Source organism: Thalassospiraceae bacterium LMO-JJ14, from assembly GCA_021555105.2.
In the GTDB taxonomy this organism is placed as follows: Bacteria; Pseudomonadota; Alphaproteobacteria; order Rhodospirillales; family Casp-alpha2; genus UBA4479.
Genome location: CP134604.1, coordinates 1,346,953 through 1,366,583, shown reverse-complemented (window position 1 = coordinate 1,366,583; position 19,631 = coordinate 1,346,953). Strand labels below are relative to the sequence as shown.

Below are 19,631 nucleotides of genomic sequence, written 5' to 3'. Positions count from 1 at the left end.
ACAAACATCCGAAAGAACGACGCATGCCAAAACGCCGCCCCAATATTCTTCTGATCACGACCGACCAGCATCGTGCCGATTGCTATTCCTTTGCCCGGCGCGATATCAAAACCCCGCACCTGGATGCACTGGCGGCGCGGGGCACGCGCTTCGAGCGGTGTTATTGCCCGGGGCCGCTGTGCCAACCGGCTCGGGCATCGATCCTGACCGGTATGCTGCCGCTCACGCACGGGGTGCGCGACAACGGCATCGACTTGCCCGACGACATGATCGGGCGCGGGTTCGCGCAGCAACTCGCCGATCAGGGTTACAGGACGGCGCTGATGGGCAAGGCGCACTTTTCGACGCAGTTCACGTTCGAGGCGACCGGCCGCCCGGAATGCCGCAAGACCATGCACAAGTATTACGACGACTGGTTCGGCCCTTACATGGGGTTCGACTATCTGGAACTGTTCATCGACGGTCCGGTCAAGTGGCCGGACTGGGAACCGCCCGAGGGCCTGCACTTTACGAAGTGGCTATTCGCGGACGGACGCGGCAAAGAGAAACATGCGCTGTATCACAGCGGCGAACGGCCGCGTAGCGGGGCACAGCAAACGCATGTTTCCGATCTTCCCGTGGCCTGCCATACATCGAGCTGGCTCGGCGATCGGGCCACCGATTTCATTGCCAGGCACGACGACGAGAATGACGACCCGTTCATGCTCTGGGTATCGTTCCCGGACCCGCACCATGAGTTCGATGCACCCGACCCTTACGGGCGGATGTACGATCCGAACCAGGTGGACATTCCGAAGCACCACGATCTCGACCTGTCCCGGCGACCGTGGTGGCACGAGGCGGCACTGACCCGTACCCCGAAAACCACGGATGAGTTCCGCACGGTCCGCGAGAAGCTGTCGCGTCAACGCACACTCACGGAACGCCAGATCCGGGATATTACCGCGAATTATTTCGGCATGATCTCGCTCGTCGACCATAACGTGGGGCGCATCATGCAGGCTTTGACCGAGAAGGGTATCATCGACGATACGATCGTCGTCATGACCTCCGACCACGGCGAGTTTCTCGGCGACCACGGGCTGCTGTTCAAGGGGCCGATGTTCTATGACAGCCTGATCCGGGTCGGCATGATTGCTGCCGGGCCCGGCATCGATCAGGGCAAGGTCGTCAACAACGTGGTGTCGACCGTCGACCTGGCGCCGACGCTGGTCGATATCGGCGGCGGCACGTTCGACGGCTATCACGGTCAGTCCCTGATGCCCGCTCTAGGCGGCGGCGTCTCGGCGATGCGCAATATGGCGCACGTGGAATGGGGGCTGGATGCCTCGCGGTGCGGTGTCGATCTTGATCTCAGAACCGTGGTTACCGAGCGCTACCGTTATACCATCGAGCTCACGAGCGGCGACGGCGAGTTGTATGACCTCAAGAACGACCCCTATGAAATGAACAATCTTTTCTACGATGCAAAGTCGGCGTCGCTTCGCGAAGAGATGGAAAAGGTGCGCGCCACACGGCCGGATGATATCCGGCCCGAACCTCTGCCGATCGTCGGCATGTTCTGACTGATCGAGGGACAAACAGAAATATCCCGACAAAGAAAGGGCAGCACCGTAATCTTCCGGGGCCGCCCTTTAGTCTGCCAGGGTTGTGTCTAGCAGTAATAAACCGGTACCCGGCTCACATGTTATCTGCGGCCCAGACAGTGATGTCATCGAGGGTGGCCTCAAAGCGGTGTAGCAGTTCCTCGATCTGGTCTTCCTCGATGATCAGCGGCGGACACAATGCGATGCTGTCCTGAATGTTGCGGATGATCAGGCCGTGATGATGTGCGCGTTCGAAAAATGCACCGCCGACCTTGCCCGGCGGGGAAAAGCTCTCTTTCGTTGCCTTGTCAGCGACCAGTTCGACGGCGGCGATCATGCCGATGCCGCGAACTTCGCCGACTAGGGGATGATCCTCGAATCTCCTTAAGCCATTGAGCAGGATCGGCGACATCCGCGCAGCATGATCGACAAGCTCGCGCTCCTCCATGATCCGTAGGTTTTCAAGTGCAACGGCCGTCGCCACCGGATGTCCGCTACCGGTGAACCCGTGGCCGAGGCCACCGATGCGCGCCGTATTGTCGGCAATGCCCTGGTATAGCGCGTTGCTCATCACAATTGCCGCGAGCGGCTGGTAGGATGACGTCAGTTGTTTCGAGAACACCATGACGTCGGGCTCGAGCCCGTAGTGTTCACAGGCAAACAGTTTTCCGGTCCGGCCGAACCCGTTGATAACCTCGTCCGCGACGAACAGAATGTCGTAATCTTTCAGAACGGCGCTGATCTTTTCCCAGTAGGTCGCAGGCGGCACCAGCACGCCGCCGGCGCCCATGACCGGCTCGGCAATGAAAGCGGCGATGGTATCGGGGCCTTCGTCCTCGATCATCCGGCGCAACTCGTCGGCGCGCCGCGTGGCGAACTCTTCCTCGCTCTCGCCTTCGTTTCCGAACCGATAGTAGTGCGGGCAGCCGGTATGCAGGAACCTGTCGTTGACCGGCACGTCGAAGGCTTCATGGTTCAGCGGCAAACCCGTGAGGCTCGCGGCAGCGATGGTGACACCGTGGTAGGCTTTTTCGCGCGATATGATCTTCTTCTTTTCCGGACGCCCGAGCGCGTTGTTGTAATACCAGATGAACTTGATGACCGTGTCGTTGGCTTCGGAACCGGAATTCGTGAAAAAGACGTGATCCAGGCCGGCCGGCGTCATCGACACCAGTTTTTCCGAAAGATCGACTGCCGGCCCGTGCGATTTGTGCGAGAAGATGTGGCTATAGGGCAGTTTCCGGAGCTGTTCCGTCGCGGCGTCGACGAGGCGTTGCTCCCCGAATCCCAGCGCAACGCTCCAAAGTCCGGCCAGACCCTCGATATACTCCTTGCCGTTGTCGTCATAGACGTAGATGCCGTCGCCACGCTCCAGCACGGTTGGGCCCCGCTCTTCGTGGCGGCGCGCATTGGTGTAGGGGTGCAGGACATTGGCAATATCCCGGGCGGCCGTGGAATTCGGCTTGGCGTGCAGTGGCATCGGTTTCTCCAGCATTTATTGTCAGACAAAATAAACTAATATTGTTATGTTTGTCTGACAATAAAAAAGCGAAGTTGCGGCGCGACTGGAGCTGATCTTCCAGCAGCATTGGCTCTATATCAATGTTTTATATAGATACAGCTGCGGAATGCTCGGGGGTGATGCGGCAACTGCTTGTCGAGGGTGGTTGTCGACAAAATTCTACGAATGGCCCTCTTCCGGATCTGTTTCAAGCAACTTGATGAGCAACCGTTCACCATGTGCGTTGATATGCTCACGCATGGCCTGCGCCGCACCGTCGGCATCGCGTTCGCGCACCGCGCGCAATATCGGCGCATGAGATTCGACCTCGCCTTCGGCGTCGGAACCGTAAACCTTCATATGGACCATCGATTGCCGTGTGGCATTCTGGAGCCGTTTCAGGAATTCGAGCAGCATGCCGTGATTACAGGGCGAACAGAGTTCCCAATGAAACGTCATGTCGGCTTCAATCAGGGCCGCAACGTCATTGCTCTCGGCACAGGCCACCATGTGATCATAAGCGGCCTCGATGCGGGTCATCTCGGCACGGCGGATCCGTCCTTCGACGAGCGATGCACGAAGCGCGAAGGGCTCCAGTAAAGCGCGCAGGGTATAAACTTCACGCGCACGGCTGGGCGACATGGTCGGAATACGTGCACCGCGCCGCGCATGCAGCTCGACCAGCCCAAGATCGGACAGGGATCGGAGCGCTTCGCGCATGGTCTGGCGGGATGCACCGTATTCTTCGGCTAGCGGGATCTCGCGCAACGCTGCGCCCGGCTGAAATTTACCAGCCAGAATTTCCTCCTGCAGGCGCACGGATACTTCCGCACCGAGCGTCGGCGAGCTGGGCTCCGCCTGATCCTTGTTTGATGCCATTCCCGGTTCCGTCCTATGATTGCCGGTCATCATACCGTGAAGATACGGATGACGTAATACCCCTATTGTCGAACGTCTGCTTCTGGCTAATTGCCGCCATTTTTGTCAGGCTAGACTTGACCTGCTTTGCAGACTTAACCAGACCTTGCGTCGCTTACCTTGAATTGCATCAAGTTATACAAACGTCCTTCATCAAATCATTGACGGCTGTGCAGAGGCTGAGGCGGAAAGTCGGAGATCGGATATGCATCATTTTTGCCTCCGTACATCTGCTCACTATAACTTTACTGAAGTGAGTCTTTTTAGATAATTGTGGTATAAAGCTCGAAATTCGACAGGAACGCGCTTGGCTGGCGTGCCATTCTGCCAATATTCACGGTCGTTGCGTTTAACAATCCTTAAAAAGCCTTCCGACTCTACAGTATCCACCGTCTAACCCGTTGCTGAATATATACCGAACGTTAACCACGTTTTTACGTCTTCAGGCGATTCTACCCTCAAGGGGCGTCGCACGATTCGCGCCGGCCCAAAGACTGGGACAACGGGGTTACGATGAAAATTACTGGGCCAATGACGGCGCTTGCACTGGGAATGACGGTTCTCTATTCCACCGGCGCCGTTGCTGCGTCAGACCGCATCAAGAATGATTTCTCCTTCACTTATCATATTGAAGTCGCCGGTGCCGATGAAAGCAACGTCGCCACTGAAAAGGAACTGCGCGACAGCGGAACCAACATGGTGCCGACGCAGCCCACGGCCGAATCACGCGATCCCTTGAAAAAACCGGCCGCCCTTGAGGTCAATAAATCGGCAACGGCACCCGTCCCCGCCGCAGAGGCACAAAGCAAGCCGATGGCCGCCAAATCCGAAGACGACACAAAGACACCGGCGCAAGCCGCTCAGCAAACAACGCCGGAAACGGCACCGGCGGCAAAAGCAAAGCCCGCTGCCGACATGAAGGAAAAAATGGCGTCCACAGATGACGCCTTGTTCCGGCCTTATCTCCGCATCGATGGCGGATATGCCATGACGTCCAACCCGGACGGAAGCGGCAACAACGGCCCGCATCGCATTAGCGAAACCCAGGATACGGGCCTCATCAGTCTAGGCATGGGGACACGGGTCGAAGAACAGGTCCGTCTCGAGGGCATGCTGAGCTATCGTTCCCCAATGGCGATAGACGGCACCGATGGTGCCGGCAACACTATTTCCGGTGAGGTCGACAGCATCAGCGCCATGCTCAATCTCTATTATGACATTTCCGAAGCGCATGAATGGCTCGGCAGCGATATCATCACGCCTTATGTCGGTGCCGGGATCGGCATTTCCATGCTGGATACGGACAGCATGACTGCGGGCGGCAATACCGAGCGCGGAACACAGGTCTATAATCTGACATATGCCGCGATGGCCGGATTGGCATCGAAAATTTCCGAACAGGTCACGCTGGATATCGGCTACCGTTTCATCAATCTTGGCCAGTACGAACAGGATGGTACGTTCACCAACGGCAGCGGCACCACAGCGACCAAGTATGACGATCTTTTGGCACATGAATTCCGTGCCGGACTTAGATTCCAGTTCTGATTTCTCCTTGATGTAAATCAATGCGACAAGCCGCATTGCCGACAAGAATATGTGGCAATGAAAGGTCGTGCCATTTTGGCAGGCCGGGGATAGCGGCCATCATGGGAGGCCCGGCATGGATATCAGGTCGATCATGGCGATCGTCGATGGTGGCGTCGAGAGCAAGGCCGTGCTCACGACGGCTATTGAGCTAGGCAAACGCTTCAATGCCGTAACGTCGCTCATGCAGATTACGCCCCCGGCTGCTAATAGCATTTACCCTGTTCTTGATGCCGCACCTCCTGAAATAATTGAGGGCATGATTACTGATATGGAACGGTCCATCGATGATCGCCGCAGTAATTTTGACACCTTGTACGAGCAGGCGGTCATTGCCGCCGGCTTGCCTGTCATATCGCCGGATGACGTCAACGAGGTCGCCACTTTTGCCGTGACCAAAGAATCCGTTATCGGCTATGAGAACCGCGAAATCGCCGAGCGCGGGCGGCTGTTCGATCTGATCGTGATCGGCATTCCGAATGCTGAAAGTGGCGGACTGGACAGTGCCGCTCTTGAAGCGGCCCTCCTTGATACCGCTAGGCCGGTTTTGATCACGTGCCGATATCCACGCCCCGTCATCGGTGGACACGTAACCGTCGCCTGGGATGGCTCCAGGGAGTCCGCACAAAGCATTCGCAATGCCCTGCCGCTTATGCTGATCGCAAACAAAGTCGAAATCATTCATGTAATGGTTGACGGGGATGCGAAAACCGACCCAATGGATGTCGGAAAATATCTGCAATTACACGGCATCAAATCTGTATCGCGCACCATTTCCGCTACCCGCGAGAACGTCGCCGATACCCTGCTGGAGGCGGCCAGAACGAACGGCCACGCACTATTGGTCATGGGAGCCTACGGCACCAGCGCCGTTGCTGAATATATGTTTGGCGGCGTCACCCGTACGGTGATGTCGAAAGCTGACATTCCCCTGCTTGTTTCGCACTGAGTGCCGCTGCAACCATTTTTTTCAAGGACTGTAACTCCTTCTCAAGGCAAGTCTGGAAACCCTGAATATATTTATCTATGATGGGGGTCCCGAAGCCGAGAGGGAACGGATTTACAGATGTCCGGCTCGCCGCAAAAAAGCCCTGCCCTGAAACCGGCAATCCCGCGTGGAGAAGCCGCGGAAACCCCGTGTGCGGCATGTCAGGTCCGCGAACACGCGGTATGCGGCGCACTGGCTCCGGCCGAGCTTTCGCGTTTCGGCGGCGTCATGAAGAATGTCATTCTCCAGCCCGGCGATCATCTGGTGGACGAAGGCGAACCTGAAACGCATGTCTTCTCAGTGACGAACGGATGCCTTAAATGTTTCAAGCTCCTGCCGGATGGCCGCCGCCAGATTATCGGCTTCCTGTTCCCCGGTGATTTCCTGGGCCTTGCCCGATCCGAAACCAACCCGAGCAGTGTCGAGGCCGTTACACAGGCAAACGTGTGCCGTATGGAACGCCGTGAACTGGAAAAGCTTGCCGGGTCCATTCCAAATCTCGAAAGACGCCTGCATGATATGGCCTCCGAGGCTCTTGCCGAAGTTCAGGGACAACTCCTGTTGCTCGGCCGCAAAACCGCACACGAACGGGTCGCCACATTTCTTTTGATGCTGGCGCGGCGTGCCGGTGAACGTGGCGTGAGCGCAAATCCCGTGGACGTCCCCATGAGCCGGGACGACATCGGCGACTTCCTCGGCCTGACGACGGAAACCGTGAGCCGGACCTTTTCCAGATTACGCAAGGACGGGCTGATCGGTGGAGACCGGGATCGCAAGATCGAAATCCTCGACGAAGACGGCTTGACCTCGGTCGCCGAAGGCTTCTGATTTTTTAATCGTATTGTACCGGACGGATAGCAGCTTCCAGGTAGCTTTCGTCAGGCTTATGTCATGCTCCTATGCTACAAGGCGGCATAGAATGCTTCTTTTGGGAATAACCTTCACATGCTGACGAAATCATTGGGGAAAAAACGCTCCTGGATACGTGCCGCTTGCCTTGCGGTCGCCTTTTGTGTTTTCGCACCCGGCCCTGCGACAACCCAGGTCGCCATCACGCTTGTCCCCAAACGCAATATGAAATTCGGTGAATTTGCCGCTTCTATCGATGGCGGCGGCACCGTCGTATTAAGCCCGGATGCGGACAGTGTGTCCTGGTCCGGCGCGATCACCAATTTCGGTGGCACAGTTAAACGCGCACGGTTTCAGATCGTCGGCGAACCCAAAGCGTATGTGATTGTCTCGCTGCCATCATCGATAACGATCCGCAAGGGCACGTCGAACAATTACATGACGATCGACAATTTCACGATGGATAAGACAAACCCGGTCAAGCTTTCAAAAGACGGTAAAAAGACGATCAACATCGGCGCGACGCTGCACATCTCAACCGATCAGACAAAAGGCAATTACAACGACGAAAATACCTTCACGTATATCGTCGAATATTTGTAAGGATCCGGAACAGGCCGCCTCAAGCCCCTCAGGGAAGGACGGTCGAGCCTTCTGCGAGCAATTTCGCGCCCTCGTCCGAAGTCGTCTTATACGTAACCTTGATGGTGTTCCCGGAAAGCTTGACCCCATCCGGCACCCGTAACGACATTTCAACGGTTCGGCTGGCATTCGGGGTATATACGGCAAGGCGGAAAATTTCAGACAAGACCACTTCCTTGCCTCCAGCCATCAATGTTGCCGTCAGATCCCCGTATGAAGAACGATTACCGGTTCGGTTCAGATTGAAACGGATTTTCGGCAGTGGATTCTGCTCCGTTGCCGGCACGAACGAGATATCGCTCAGCGACATGTCGTATTCGACATTGCCGTGCCGGACGATAATCGGCACAGCGATTCCGAATACCGGAATCAATCGCACCGTAGCGCCGTCGCCGGTGCTCTCGACGCTTTGTCCCGCAGCATCAGGCACGGCGCGCATCATGATATGTGAACGGTATTCACCATCCGGCAGGTCCTTGGGCTTGCGCAGCAGTAGCCGGATTGCCTGCGAAGCGCCGGGCTCTAGCGTCACCTGACGCGGTGAATAGCGAAAAAGTTTGTCGGCAAACTGTTGACCGTCAACCGGTTTCGCGACTTCGGTCATGCTCCCGTTCTCGCCCATATGCATGTTAATGACGGAAATACGGTATGTCGCGGTTCCCGAGCCTTTATTGACCAGACCCAGTTGGGCGGAACGCGTCCGGCCCTCGAGGACAACACGCGTCGGCGACACAACCAGGTCTCCGGCGCCTTGTGCCTGTGCGGTAAGCGGCCCGAACGAAACGGATGCGGTAAGCGCAGCCGTCAGCACGCCCAGTAAAAACGTGGGGATCGCGCGTGTCGGCACCGAACGGGCGCTATTTCTTTCTCGCGACATTGGCTATGGCCCCTTTTCTCATGATGGATGATTGTCCGCAGAAAATGCGGCAGCCTCAGTTATAGGAAACGACGATATTTACAAAAGGAGAACTCTGAGTAAACGCTGCCGCCAGAACCGTCTGTTGCCCGTTTCCTATACCGCCACCTGCACCGGCTGCGACCCCGGCAGCCACCGGTGCGGTGTCTACTGCGGCACCGATGCTGAACGTACCGGACCCATCGCTGCCGAGCGCAGGTGTGGCGCCGGCGCTATGCTGAAACCCGCTGAGCTTGACGACGTTCCCGCCGCTGGCAAAGGATGTCTTGCCCGGCAAAATTACATTGAATGTCTGATTTGGCGCACCCGCAACGGCAACAGCGGCACTGGGCCCGATCGAAATCGGCGATGCACCGTTCGCGGCAAAAGTGCGGGCCGCCTGATCCGGTGTTGCCGATGTACCCGTGGATGCAGCCGTGCCTGCATCCGCAGTCGTGGACGCCGACGAGTCGTAGCCGACATTGGACGTGGTGCTGACCGGTATGGACGGGATACCCCCGGATTTTGCTGTCGTGACCGGAGTTACTCTTGTCACGCCAAGGCTGGCGGCGGCCTGGATGGTGACCGAAATAGTCGCTGTATCGCGCGTCGGCCCCGCCTGCAGGGACGTTGCATCAAGACTGACGATCCCGCCCACCAAACCGAGCGCACACAGGGTGCTGACTATACCTATTGGCGTCTTTTTCAACGCACCACCTTCATTCTGTTCAACGCGACAATACATGAAATCGTGATTCGGGCCAATAAAAACCGCATTGATCTGAACGTATTAACTTTTTCCGAACAAGAGGTTAACACAGAATCGAAAAGCCGCCGGAGCATAATTTCTCCGGCGGCTTTTAAAGCTTTTTAACGGATAATCCCCGGGTTGGGCAAAATCAGTTGTAGACAACCGTCACATCGAAGCTGCCGGAGTATGCGCCTGCACCCTGGTTCGCACCAACGGCAAGCGTTGCGCCGACGTCAACGGTGAATGCACCGCTACCGTCAAGGGTCTGCGAACCGGCTTCGGTCTGGCTCAGGGTGGCGGTCATATCGGTCCCGGAACCGGTCAGAACGGCGGTCGACGGGATCGTCACGGTGATCGCCTGGCTGGCGGAACCGCTGACGTTGAACGAGGCCTGCGACGGCGTGGTGCCGGACTGCAGAACGACGTTGGCATCGCCCGTGCGTGCACCGGCGTCGGAGATGGTCACGGTACCCGCCGTCCCCGTCGGGGAGATAAGGCCGAATTCAAGGTCGCTGACCTTGGTGACCGTCACGGCGGCGGCAATCGTTGCCGATGCGCTGGCGGTATCGCTTGCGGCTTTGACGGAAGCAGGTGCGGCGAACATGGCAACCAAGGCAGCCACTGCAAGAATTTTTCTGATCTTCATTTCACAGTTTCCTTTACTCATACCCGGATTGCCGGGGCAAAAATGACATAACTAAAGGGCCTAGCGGCCCCATCCCTCAATATGTATCGCCTTTCTAACGATGATTACTGACACAAACATGACAGATTCTAAAAAAGTGAAGTTTTTCAAAACCTTACAGAAACCTGACAACACCCCCAAAAGCCCTTAAGCCGGCCTTAACCAAACTCGCCGCAAACTAGCTTTGTCATCCTTTTGCCGCGCAGGCACTTGCAAATGCCTGTGTACGGGAGACGCGCCCTTCGGGGCCCGTGTCGACCTCCCGGTGGCGGCGGGTGGCACGTTGATGTGCATTACTCAGTCAACGAACATGATGGGAGTTCGTTTGAGGTTGCAAAAAGTAAACGTGCCGCATTCCGGCGCGGTGGTTACACCGTGCCGGCGGCACACGACAGAGACAGCACTTGCCCTGCCTTCGGCGGGACGTTTGCTCATATCCGCATTACGACTGGATAGACTTGTCTCCGGACCTGTTGTGCTGGTTGCAATGATTTTCATTGCGGCCATTCTTTTTGCGCCCGCTCCCGGCCTTGCAAAAACGGTGAAGTATTCGTCCACCCTGGATGTTTCTTCATACGTTGCGCAGGTCCCCGAAGCCGAAACCCCTTTCAAAACTGCCGAACGCAGTGACGAGGAATTGCTGATCCTGCAGATGACTCTTGGAAAGATCATTCTGCGCGATGCAATTTTCGGTTTCCCCAAGCAGGGTAGTCTTATCCTGCCGTTAACTGACGTCGTTGAAGCGTTGGAGTTTCCCATCACTGTTGACGCTGAAAACGGACGTGCACAGGGCTGGTTCCTTGACGAGAACAGGTTGTTTTCGCTTGATCTCGCAGCCAGCAAAGTCGTGATCGCCGGGGAGGTCCGCCCCGTCGATCCCGCTTTCGTCGAACAGTTGCCCGACGACATCTATGTCGATGTCCGCACCCTGTCGACATGGTTCCCGATCGATATCGAGTACGATATCCCGAACCTGATCTTGAATATCGAATCCCGTGAACCGTTGCCGATCGAAGCCCGGCTGCAACGAGAACAACGGCGCAAGAGGATTTTCGGACAGCGTGGCGGTAAGGGCCGCACATACGACAAGCTTGAGGTCCCTTACAAATGGATCACCTGGCCGGTATCCGACACAACGCTTGATTTTACCGTGAGTTCCAGTGACGAAGGTCCAACGCTCAGCAGGAACTACACAACCCTGGCGACCGCGGATCTGGTCAAACTCAATGCAGATGTTTTCCTGTCCGGCACTCAGGACGACCGGCTCAAGGTCGCGCGCATTAAATTGGGCCGCCAGGATGTGGATGGCGGTCTGCTTGGAAAACTCGATGCGACCAAGTTTGCTGTCGGCGACATTTACGGCCCTCAAATCGCGCACATGACCCGCACCAAGCTCGGCCGCGGCTTCAGCATTTCCAACACCCCGATCGGCGACGAAACGGAATTCGACCGCATCACCCTGCAAGGCGATCTGCAGCTTGGCTGGGAAGTCGAACTGTACCGAAACGAAATTCTTCTCGATTTCCGTGAATCCCAGGACGACGGCCGGTATCTGTTCGAGGATGTGCCGCTGCTGTTCGGCGTCAACGTCATCAAGCTGGTATTTTATGGCCCGCAAGGCCAGCAACGTGAGGAAATACAGCAGATCCGCGTCGGCCCGGACCAGATCAAACCCGGTTCACACACCTACAATGTGTCGTACAACCAGCAAAACCGTCTCACGCTCATGGGCGACGACGAAGACAACAACAGCGACGGATTCCAGGGGAAATCCCGTTACGCGGCGCAGTACAAGTACGGCATCAACAAAAACCTGTCCGTCGGCACAAACTTTGCCAGCATCCCGTTCGAAGGCGGCCACAAAATGTACACGGGTGGCAATGTCGTAACATCGCTGGGGCCGGTCTATCTCCGTACGGACCTGACCAAGGATATTAAGGGCGGCTGGGCCGGAACGCTATCGGGACAGACCCAGTTGTTCGGCGTTAGCGTGTTCGCAGAACACACGATTCTGAACGATTTCCTGAGCGAAGAATACGACAACGAAACCGATCCGCTGGAATCTGAAACCCGGCTCAGAATAGACGGCGTAATCCGCTCTGATCTTTTACCGCATATTCCCTATGCCCTGAATGTCACTCATGAGAACTTCAAGTCCCGCGACAAGACGACAACCCTGCAAAACCGCTTATCCACGGCCATCGGGCGGGCATCGATTTCCAATACACTCAATCTGACGCTCACCGATCCTGCCGAAAGCGAGGATACGAAAACCGCTGCGGGTACCTTCCAGGTCGGCGGCTCCATCGGCAACCTTCGGACCCGTGGCCAGCTTGCATACGACGCCATGCCCGAACCAGCTTTGACCACCGTTGCCCTGTCGGGAGACTGGAAACTGAATTCGAGCCTTAATGCACGCGCCGGCATCTCCAAGGAACTGACCGATTCCGGACTGACGTCCTATACGGCAGGCGTCAACTCCGACTTCGAGATCGTCGCTGCAGGCCTCGAAGGCACATATGACACCGGCGGTAATTATTCGGCCAAGCTCAAGCTTTCTTACTCATGGGGCAAGGACGCCGCTGACGGCGGCCTGCGCGTGGCATCGAAGGCCACTGCCGAGCGCGGCACCATGACAGCCCGCGTGTTTAGGGATCTGGACGGCAACGGCACCTTTACAGAAGGTGTCGACGAACCGCTTGAAGGCGTCAGCTTTGCTTCCGGCCGCACCAAGCTGAAACAACAAACGAATGCCGACGGCATTGCGTTCATTACCTCGCTCGACACGTTTGAGCCGGTCAACTTCGAGATCGACAAAGGAACTCTCGAAGACCCTTATTGGATCCCGACTCCTGAAGGTGTCGAAGTGACCTTGCGGCCAGGCGTCCCGGGTCATGTGGATTTTGCCGTCGTCACGACCGGCGAAATCGATGGTGTGATTTACCGCCGTGACGGCAAATGGTCGAAACCTGTATCCGATGTCATTGTTCAGCTTGTCGACAGCAACGGTGATATCGCTCAGGAAGTCCGCTCACAGTACGACGGCTTCTATCTCCTCGAATTCATCCGTCCGGGGACTTATCAGCTCAGGATAGACCCCGAACAGCTTGCGCGCCTGCAACTGCCGGACGTCGAGCCACGCAATATAATAATTGGCCAGGACGGTACCATTCTAAATGGCGAGGACTTCGTCATCGGCGAAGCCGCCGAAGGCAAGCTTGAAGCCCGCGTGCTTCTGGCATCGTTTGCGAGCGCCGATGAAGCCCGCAAGGCTTGGGACGAGATCAGATCGGCGCTGCCCGAGATTTTCCAGGACGTCACCGCCGAGTTCCCGGAGACACCGGCGCAGGACAACCGCGCCAGGTATGTCGATCTTTATGCGCTGCCGTTCCCGAGCCGCGACGCCGCCGAGAACGCCTGCATCGAACTGCGCGCGCGCTTCGGCGACACGTTCTGCAACCCGCTCAATATCTCGATCAAATAAAAGGGTCAGGTTTGCGTTTGGCGGGCCGCGCGGGACCGCAGACGTTCACGGTGCAAAATGTACAAACCGCACATGCTGACGATAAACGCGCCCAATAGCGTGGCGCCATCCGGCAGATCGCCGAACAGAAGATATCCGAAAAGGACCGCCCAAAGTATGTTGCTGTACTTGAACGGCGAGACCAGTGCCGCCTCGCCAAGTCGGAATGATTCGATAATCAGATAGTGTGCGACACCGATCAATAAGCCGCTGCCGAGATAATATTTAAGATGATGCGTCTCTATAGGCATCCAGTCGGTAAAAAAATACGAGACGAACCCGGCACCGACGACGGACGTCGTCGTTACGAACAACACCGCCACCGTTGTCTCACTGGCCGCCATCTTGCGTGTCAATACATCGCGCATCCCACCCAGGAAAGACGCCATCAAGGGAAATATCGCAACCCACTGAAATGCCGAGGAGCTGGGACGAACGATCACCAGGACGCCGACAAAACCGACGAGCACCGCTGCCCATCGGCGCCAGCCGACATGTTCGCCCAACATCACGGGCGCCATCAGGGTCACGAACAACGGGCCGGCGAAGGCGATGGCAATGTTGTCAGCCAGAGGCAGATACGAAAGCCCGGTCACGAATGAAAACGAACCGCCGATAACACATACCCCGCGCAGTCCTTGCCCCTTCCAGCTTTTGATCTGCCACGCGGTATGAACGCCGCCCAAACGAACCGCCAAAGTGAAAATCAAGATGTACATAATCAAACCCCGCAAGGCCAGCACCTGGCCCACCGGAAAATCGGCCGTCAGCGTTTTCACCAACCCGTCATTAAGGGTCAGCACAGCGCCGCCTGCGAGCGCGCAGAGGATTGCCTTCCCCGGCGAATCCGTATCGCGAGCACCGCCGGGCTTGCGGGGCGGCTCAACAGACAGATTAGGTGTCGGGTCCGTCGGATGGGCGAGCGGGTTCTTCATTATCCGTACAGCACGGCGACGATAAAGACAGCCGCCGCAATCCCGGCGGCATCGGCTGTCAGAGCCGGGATCAGGGCATAGCGCAACCGCCTGATCTGCACGGCACCGAAATAAACGGCAATCACGTAAAACGTGGTTTCCGTCGATCCCTGGAAGGTCGAGACCAGATAGCCGGTATAACTGTCGGGGCCGACGGCAGGGTCATTGATGATCGACGCCAGAATACCGTAAGCGCCGGAACCGGAGAGCGGCCGCAGCAACGCCATCGGCAGCGCATCCGCAGGCAGTCCGACGAGTTCCGTTACCGCCCCCAGCGGCGTAATCAGCAATTCCAGGGCGCCGGAGTTGCGGAACATCGACACGGCAACCAGTATCGCCACCAGATAAGGAATGATGCGCAACGCGACATTGAAGCCATCCTTGGCCCCTTCGACGAAGCATTCATAAACCGGCACTTTCTTCCACATTCCCAGCGCCAGAAATCCAATCATCAGTCCCGGAACGATCCATGGGGCAAAGCTGCGGCCGTAAAATATCGTCAACGGTACCAATGCCAAGACACACCCGAGTGCCAGGGCGGAAATCCAGATGGGATAGCCTTCACTTGGCGGCGGTGGCAGGTCATCGTCGTCTTTTTCAGCTGCGGCAGTATCTGAATCGTGATTAACGTGCGGCGGTGCCGACGATGCAAAAAGACGCGCGCAGAGCTTGGCTGTCAGAATGGCGACGGTGGTCGAAACCAGTGTCGCGAATAACGTCGTCGGCACGATACCCGCAGGGTCCGTCGAACCGGCGGCGGCGCGAAGTGCAATGACCCCGGTCGGCAACAAAGTGACACTTGATGTGTTGACGGCAAGAAACAGGATCATGGCATCGGTTGCCTTCCCCTTGTCGCCGTTCAGGGTATCCAGATGTTCCATGGCCCGGATACCGAACGGCGTCGCGGCATTGCCAAGACCAAGGACATTTGCCGACAAATTCATGATCATCGCCCCCATTGCCGGATGCTCGGCGGGGACACCCGGAAACAACCGCGTCATCAAGGGCTGCAGGGTACGGGCAACGACCAGAAGCAAACCGGCACGCTCGGCGATTTTCATCAGGCCGAGAAACAGCGCCATCACGCCGACCAAGCCGATAGCCAATGTCACGGCATCGCCGGCGGTGCCGATCATCGCCTTGCCGAGCGCATCCATCGGCGCATCGACATCGCCAGCGTCCGGTGCCGTGAAATTCACCTGACGATACGCCGCCACGGCGAAGGCAATAGCAACTATGGCAAAGAAAATGCCGTTCAAGGATTTATTCCGCTTTTCGATCCCGCAGAGCCGACACGGAGTCGGCTATGTACTCCCGGGGTCATGGTTGCGGAAAGTCAGCATCGACGCAATGGTGGAAAGTGCCCTAGTCCTTGATCAGGTCCGGGCGATCGGTAAACACCGAGGATACGCCCCACTCACGCAATGTTTTCGCACGCGCCGGGTCGTTGACCGTGTAAATTCTGAGCGGGAACCCCGCACTCGTAACATCGCGGACAACCTGTTCGGTGACATGCCGATTCGATGCATGCACGGCACGGCAATCCAACGCGGCAACGATATCCTTCCAGTTTTTCGGCAACTTGCCGAACAGCATGGCACGCGCCGAATCCGGCAGCATATCGCGCGCCACCGCCATGGCATCCTGTTCGAAACTGGAAATCACAGGCCCCGGTACGCCGGACGGCCAGGCTTCGGCTATCAATTTGCAGGTCGCAATTGCCGTTTCACGGACCAGCCCGGGGTATGGCTTGATCTCCACATTGGCGCCAAGGCCCTCATCTGCAAGTGTCTGCATCGCTTCCGCAAAAGTGGGCACACGGGTCCCGGCATAAGATGCACCGAACCACGCACCTGCTTCCAACCGCCGGATTTGATCGAAGTTCTGGCGGGCAACAGGTCCCTTGCCGCTGGTTGTGCGATCGAGTTTATCGTCATGGAAAAGTATCGCCACGCCATCGGCGCTCAGCATGATGTCGAATTCAACCCATGCCGCCCCCTCGAGGCGGGCGCGGCGTAGGCTGATCAGCGTATTCTCCGGCGCCAGCCCCGCAGCGCCACGGTGACCGATTACGAATGGGACATTTGAAGAAGTGTCTGTCATTTCAACCACTACTTAATCGCGTATATTCATTGAGATACAAGAAACCTTTAATTCAGGTTGCCCCAGCGCCTGCAACCGATCAACCTATGCTCAACAGGACAAACTTAATAGCGGGAGACCAAGCTCAATGTCCGACAAATCACTCGACGAACGGGCACTCGAATATCACCGACAGGCACCTGCCGGAAAGCTTCAGATTCAACCGACCAAACCATTGGCGACCCAGCGCGACCTGGCGCTGGCATATTCACCGGGCGTTGCCGCCGCTTGTAATGCCATTGTCGACGACGCCATGGAGTCCTATGCACTGACCAACCGCGCCAATCTGGTTGCGGTCATCACCAACGGCACGGCCGTCCTCGGCCTGGGTCCGATCGGTGCTGAAGCATCGAAGCCGGTGATGGAAGGCAAGGCCGTCCTGTTCAAGAAATTTGCCAACATCGACTGCTTCGATATCGAGGTGAACGAGCTGGACCCCTATAAACTGGTGGAAGTCATCGCCCCCCTGGAACCGACTTTCGGCGCCATCAACCTTGAAGATATCCGCGCGCCGGAATGCTTTATCGTCGAGGAAGAACTCCGCAAGCGCATGAACATCCCGGTCTTCCATGACGACCAGCACGGCACCGCCATCGTCTGTGCCGCTGCTATCCTGAACGGACTCAGGCTACAGAACAAAAAATTCGAGGACATCAAACTGGTCTCAACCGGCGGCGGCGCTGCCGGGATCGCATGTCTCGACCTGTTGGTTTCTATGGGCGTCAAAACCGAGAACATCTGGCTCGTCGATCAGGTCGGACTTGTCTACGAAGGCCGCGAAGAACAGATGAACGACCGCAAATCCCGCTATGCGCAGAAATCCGACCTGCGCACACTGGGCGATGTGGTTGACGGCGCGGATGTCTTTTTGGGTTTGTCGGCAGCCGGCATTCTGAAACCCGAGATGGTCGAAAGAATGGATCCGAAGCCGTTTATCCTGGCCCTTGCCAACCCGAATCCGGAAATCGATCCCGACGTTGCCAAGAAAGCCAATCCCGACGTGATCATGGCGACCGGCCGTTCGGACTATCCCAATCAGGTCAACAATGTGCTTTGTTTCCCGTTCATTTTCCGGGGCGCACTGGATTGCGGTGCCACCGACGTGAACGAGGAAATGAAACAGGCTGCGGTCAAGGCGATCGCCGATCTGGCGATGGCCGAAAGTTCGGAAAGGGTCGCCGACGCCTATGCCGGCGAACGGCTGGTATTCGGGCCGGAGTACCTGATCCCGAAACCGTTCGACCCACGTCTGATTTCCGAAATCGCGCCTGCCGTCGCCAAGGCGGCAATGGATACCGGCGTCGCCACCCGGCCGATTGTCGATTTTGACGCCTACCGCGAAAAACTGGCCGGGTTCGTGTTCCGCTCCGGCATGCTGATGAAGCCGATTTTGGAGCATGCCCGCCGCGATCCCAGACGAATCGTTTTTGCCGAGGGCGAAGATGAACGTGTCCTCCGCGCCGTACAGGCACTGGTCGACGACCGGCTGGCCCGGCCGCACCTTGTCGGTCGTCCGGACGTCATCGCCAAGCGGATCGAGAGGCTGGGTCTCAGAATTCAACCGGATATCCACTTCGGCATCACCAACCCGCTCGATGATCCCCGCTACGAGGAATACTGGAGCCTGTATCACGAACTGACCGAGCGCAAAGGCGTCACCATCGACGAAGCCAAAACCATTATCAGGACCAACACCACGGCGATTGCTTCTTTAATGCTGAAGCGCGGCGAAGCCGACGCCATGATCTGCGGCACTTATGGTCAATATGAGTGGCACCTGAAATACGTCCTCGACATCATCGGCCGGGCCAAGGGCGTGTGCGATGTCAGTTCACTCAGCGCCCTGATCCTCAGCAAGGGGACGTACTTTCTTTGCGACACGCATGTCACCCCGGACCCGACGCCCGAAGAAATCGCCGAGATGACGCAATTGGGGGCTGAAACCGTCAAACGCTTCGGCATGATTCCCAAGGTGGCGCTGCTGTCGCATTCAAACTTCGGCAGCGGCAAATGCCCGTCCGCGGAAAAAATGCGCGCCGCCATGGCATTGTTGATGGAAAAGGACCTCGATTTCGAGGTCGAAGGCGAGATGAAAGGCGACACCGCCCTGGATGAGGAACTGCGCAAGCGGATTTTCCCGCACGCACGCCTCAGCGGGGCCGCGAATATGCTGGTTTTCCCGAACATCGACGCTGCGAATACTTCATTCAATCTGTTGAAAATGCTTGGTGACGGTCTATCGGTCGGGCCGATCCTCGTCGGTGTTTCACAACCGGCGCATATTCTTTCACCGGCCGTCACATCCCGCGGCATCTACAACATGAGTGCGGTGGCCGTGCTCGACTCCCAAAACAGCAAAAAAAGCTAAGATCGCCAGCGCGTTAACAATTCCATAAAATGTGTTTGGTTAAAGTACCCAAGACAAAATATAGTGTTATTCACCGGATTCGCAGAGATTTTCTCTTCCATCCGGTGAACTGGGTATGAGCGCCACCGCATCGATGGCGTAATGGAATGGGGCGGCGATGCATCGTTCAGTTTTTAAGCTAAGCCGGTTGCCGGTTTTGACATGTCGTGCGACATTCGCGCG

General features: G+C 57.1%; 15 protein-coding genes. 7 read left to right on the top strand and 8 right to left on the bottom strand.

All coding sequences use genetic code 11. The annotated features are described in order from the left end of the window. Nucleotides 1–23 precede the first annotated feature (23 nt). Nucleotides 24–1,565: a sulfatase-like hydrolase/transferase gene (locus tag L2D14_06650; GenBank protein ID WNK01099.1), complete on the top strand. Its 1,542-nt coding sequence runs from the start codon at nt 24–26 to the stop codon at nt 1,563–1,565. A 115-nt stretch (nt 1,566–1,680) separates the two neighbouring features. On the opposite strand, the gene L2D14_06645 is transcribed toward L2D14_06650, so the two are convergent. Together L2D14_06645 and L2D14_06640 are read right to left on the bottom strand one after the other, a co-directional pair. After that, entirely contained in the window at nt 1,681–3,066 is a 1,386-nt protein-coding gene (locus L2D14_06645) for an aspartate aminotransferase family protein (protein WNK01098.1), read from the bottom strand. Between the two features lie 201 nt (nt 3,067–3,267). Next, nucleotides 3,268–3,966, bottom strand: a complete 699-nt coding sequence (locus tag L2D14_06640; protein ID WNK01097.1) for a GntR family transcriptional regulator — start codon at nt 3,964–3,966, stop codon at nt 3,268–3,270. A gap of 552 nt (nt 3,967–4,518) precedes the next feature. On the opposite strand from L2D14_06640, the gene L2D14_06635 reads away from it, so the two are divergent. The 4 genes from L2D14_06635 to L2D14_06620 all read left to right on the top strand — a co-directional run bounded on the left by L2D14_06635 (nt 4,519) and on the right by L2D14_06620 (nt 8,032). Then, nucleotides 4,519–5,553: an outer membrane beta-barrel protein gene (locus tag L2D14_06635; protein WNK01096.1), complete on the top strand. Its 1,035-nt coding sequence runs from the start codon at nt 4,519–4,521 to the stop codon at nt 5,551–5,553. 133 nt (nt 5,554–5,686) lie between these two features. Then, a complete protein-coding gene (locus tag L2D14_06630) occupies nt 5,687–6,541 on the top strand; it encodes a universal stress protein (protein WNK01095.1) in 855 nt (284 codons plus the stop codon). Nucleotides 6,542–6,658: 117 nt separating this feature from the next. Then, complete coding sequence (locus L2D14_06625) at nt 6,659–7,408, top strand: helix-turn-helix domain-containing protein (protein ID WNK01094.1); 750 nt, start codon at nt 6,659–6,661, stop codon at nt 7,406–7,408. A 117-nt stretch (nt 7,409–7,525) separates the two neighbouring features. After that, on the top strand, nt 7,526–8,032 hold the full coding sequence (locus L2D14_06620; GenBank protein WNK01093.1) for a DUF4402 domain-containing protein: 507 nt from the start codon (nt 7,526–7,528) through the stop codon (nt 8,030–8,032). 28 nt (nt 8,033–8,060) lie between these two features. Here the strand turns inward: L2D14_06620 and L2D14_06615 are convergent, their stop codons facing one another. The 3 genes from L2D14_06615 to L2D14_06605 form a co-directional block, all read right to left on the bottom strand. After that, nucleotides 8,061–8,948, bottom strand: a complete 888-nt coding sequence (locus tag L2D14_06615) for a hypothetical protein (GenBank protein WNK01092.1) — start codon at nt 8,946–8,948, stop codon at nt 8,061–8,063. 55 nt (nt 8,949–9,003) lie between these two features. Further along, complete coding sequence (locus L2D14_06610) at nt 9,004–9,675, bottom strand: hypothetical protein (protein WNK01091.1); 672 nt, start codon at nt 9,673–9,675, stop codon at nt 9,004–9,006. Nucleotides 9,676–9,865: 190 nt separating this feature from the next. Further along, nucleotides 9,866–10,363 carry a DUF4402 domain-containing protein gene (locus tag L2D14_06605; protein ID WNK01090.1) on the bottom strand — a complete coding sequence of 166 codons (498 nt, stop codon included), beginning with the start codon at nt 10,361–10,363 and terminating at the stop codon, nt 9,866–9,868. Nucleotides 10,364–10,943: 580 nt separating this feature from the next. Between L2D14_06605 and L2D14_06600 the strand changes: the two genes are divergently transcribed. Beyond that, a complete protein-coding gene (locus L2D14_06600) occupies nt 10,944–13,886 on the top strand; it encodes an SPOR domain-containing protein (GenBank protein ID WNK01089.1) in 2,943 nt (980 codons plus the stop codon). Between the two features lie 5 nt (nt 13,887–13,891). Here the strand turns inward: L2D14_06600 and L2D14_06595 are convergent, their stop codons facing one another. The 3 genes from L2D14_06595 to L2D14_06585 all read right to left on the bottom strand — a co-directional run bounded on the left by L2D14_06595 (nt 13,892) and on the right by L2D14_06585 (nt 17,002). Further along, nucleotides 13,892–14,860, bottom strand: coding sequence for a DMT family transporter (locus L2D14_06595; protein WNK01088.1), 969 nt, complete (start codon nt 14,858–14,860; stop codon nt 13,892–13,894). Next, nucleotides 14,860–16,158, bottom strand: coding sequence for a nucleoside recognition domain-containing protein (locus L2D14_06590; protein WNK01087.1), 1,299 nt, complete (start codon nt 16,156–16,158; stop codon nt 14,860–14,862). Before L2D14_06590 ends, L2D14_06595 begins: the two co-directional genes overlap by 1 nt. Before the next feature lie 106 nt (nt 16,159–16,264). Continuing rightward, nucleotides 16,265–17,002 (bottom strand): glycerophosphodiester phosphodiesterase family protein, encoded by a 738-nt coding sequence (locus L2D14_06585; protein ID WNK01086.1) that lies wholly within the window; start codon nt 17,000–17,002, stop codon nt 16,265–16,267. A 127-nt stretch (nt 17,003–17,129) separates the two neighbouring features. Between L2D14_06585 and L2D14_06580 the strand changes: the two genes are divergently transcribed. Next, a complete protein-coding gene (locus L2D14_06580; protein ID WNK01085.1) occupies nt 17,130–19,409 on the top strand; it encodes an NADP-dependent malic enzyme in 2,280 nt (759 codons plus the stop codon). Nucleotides 19,410–19,631 lie beyond the last annotated feature (222 nt).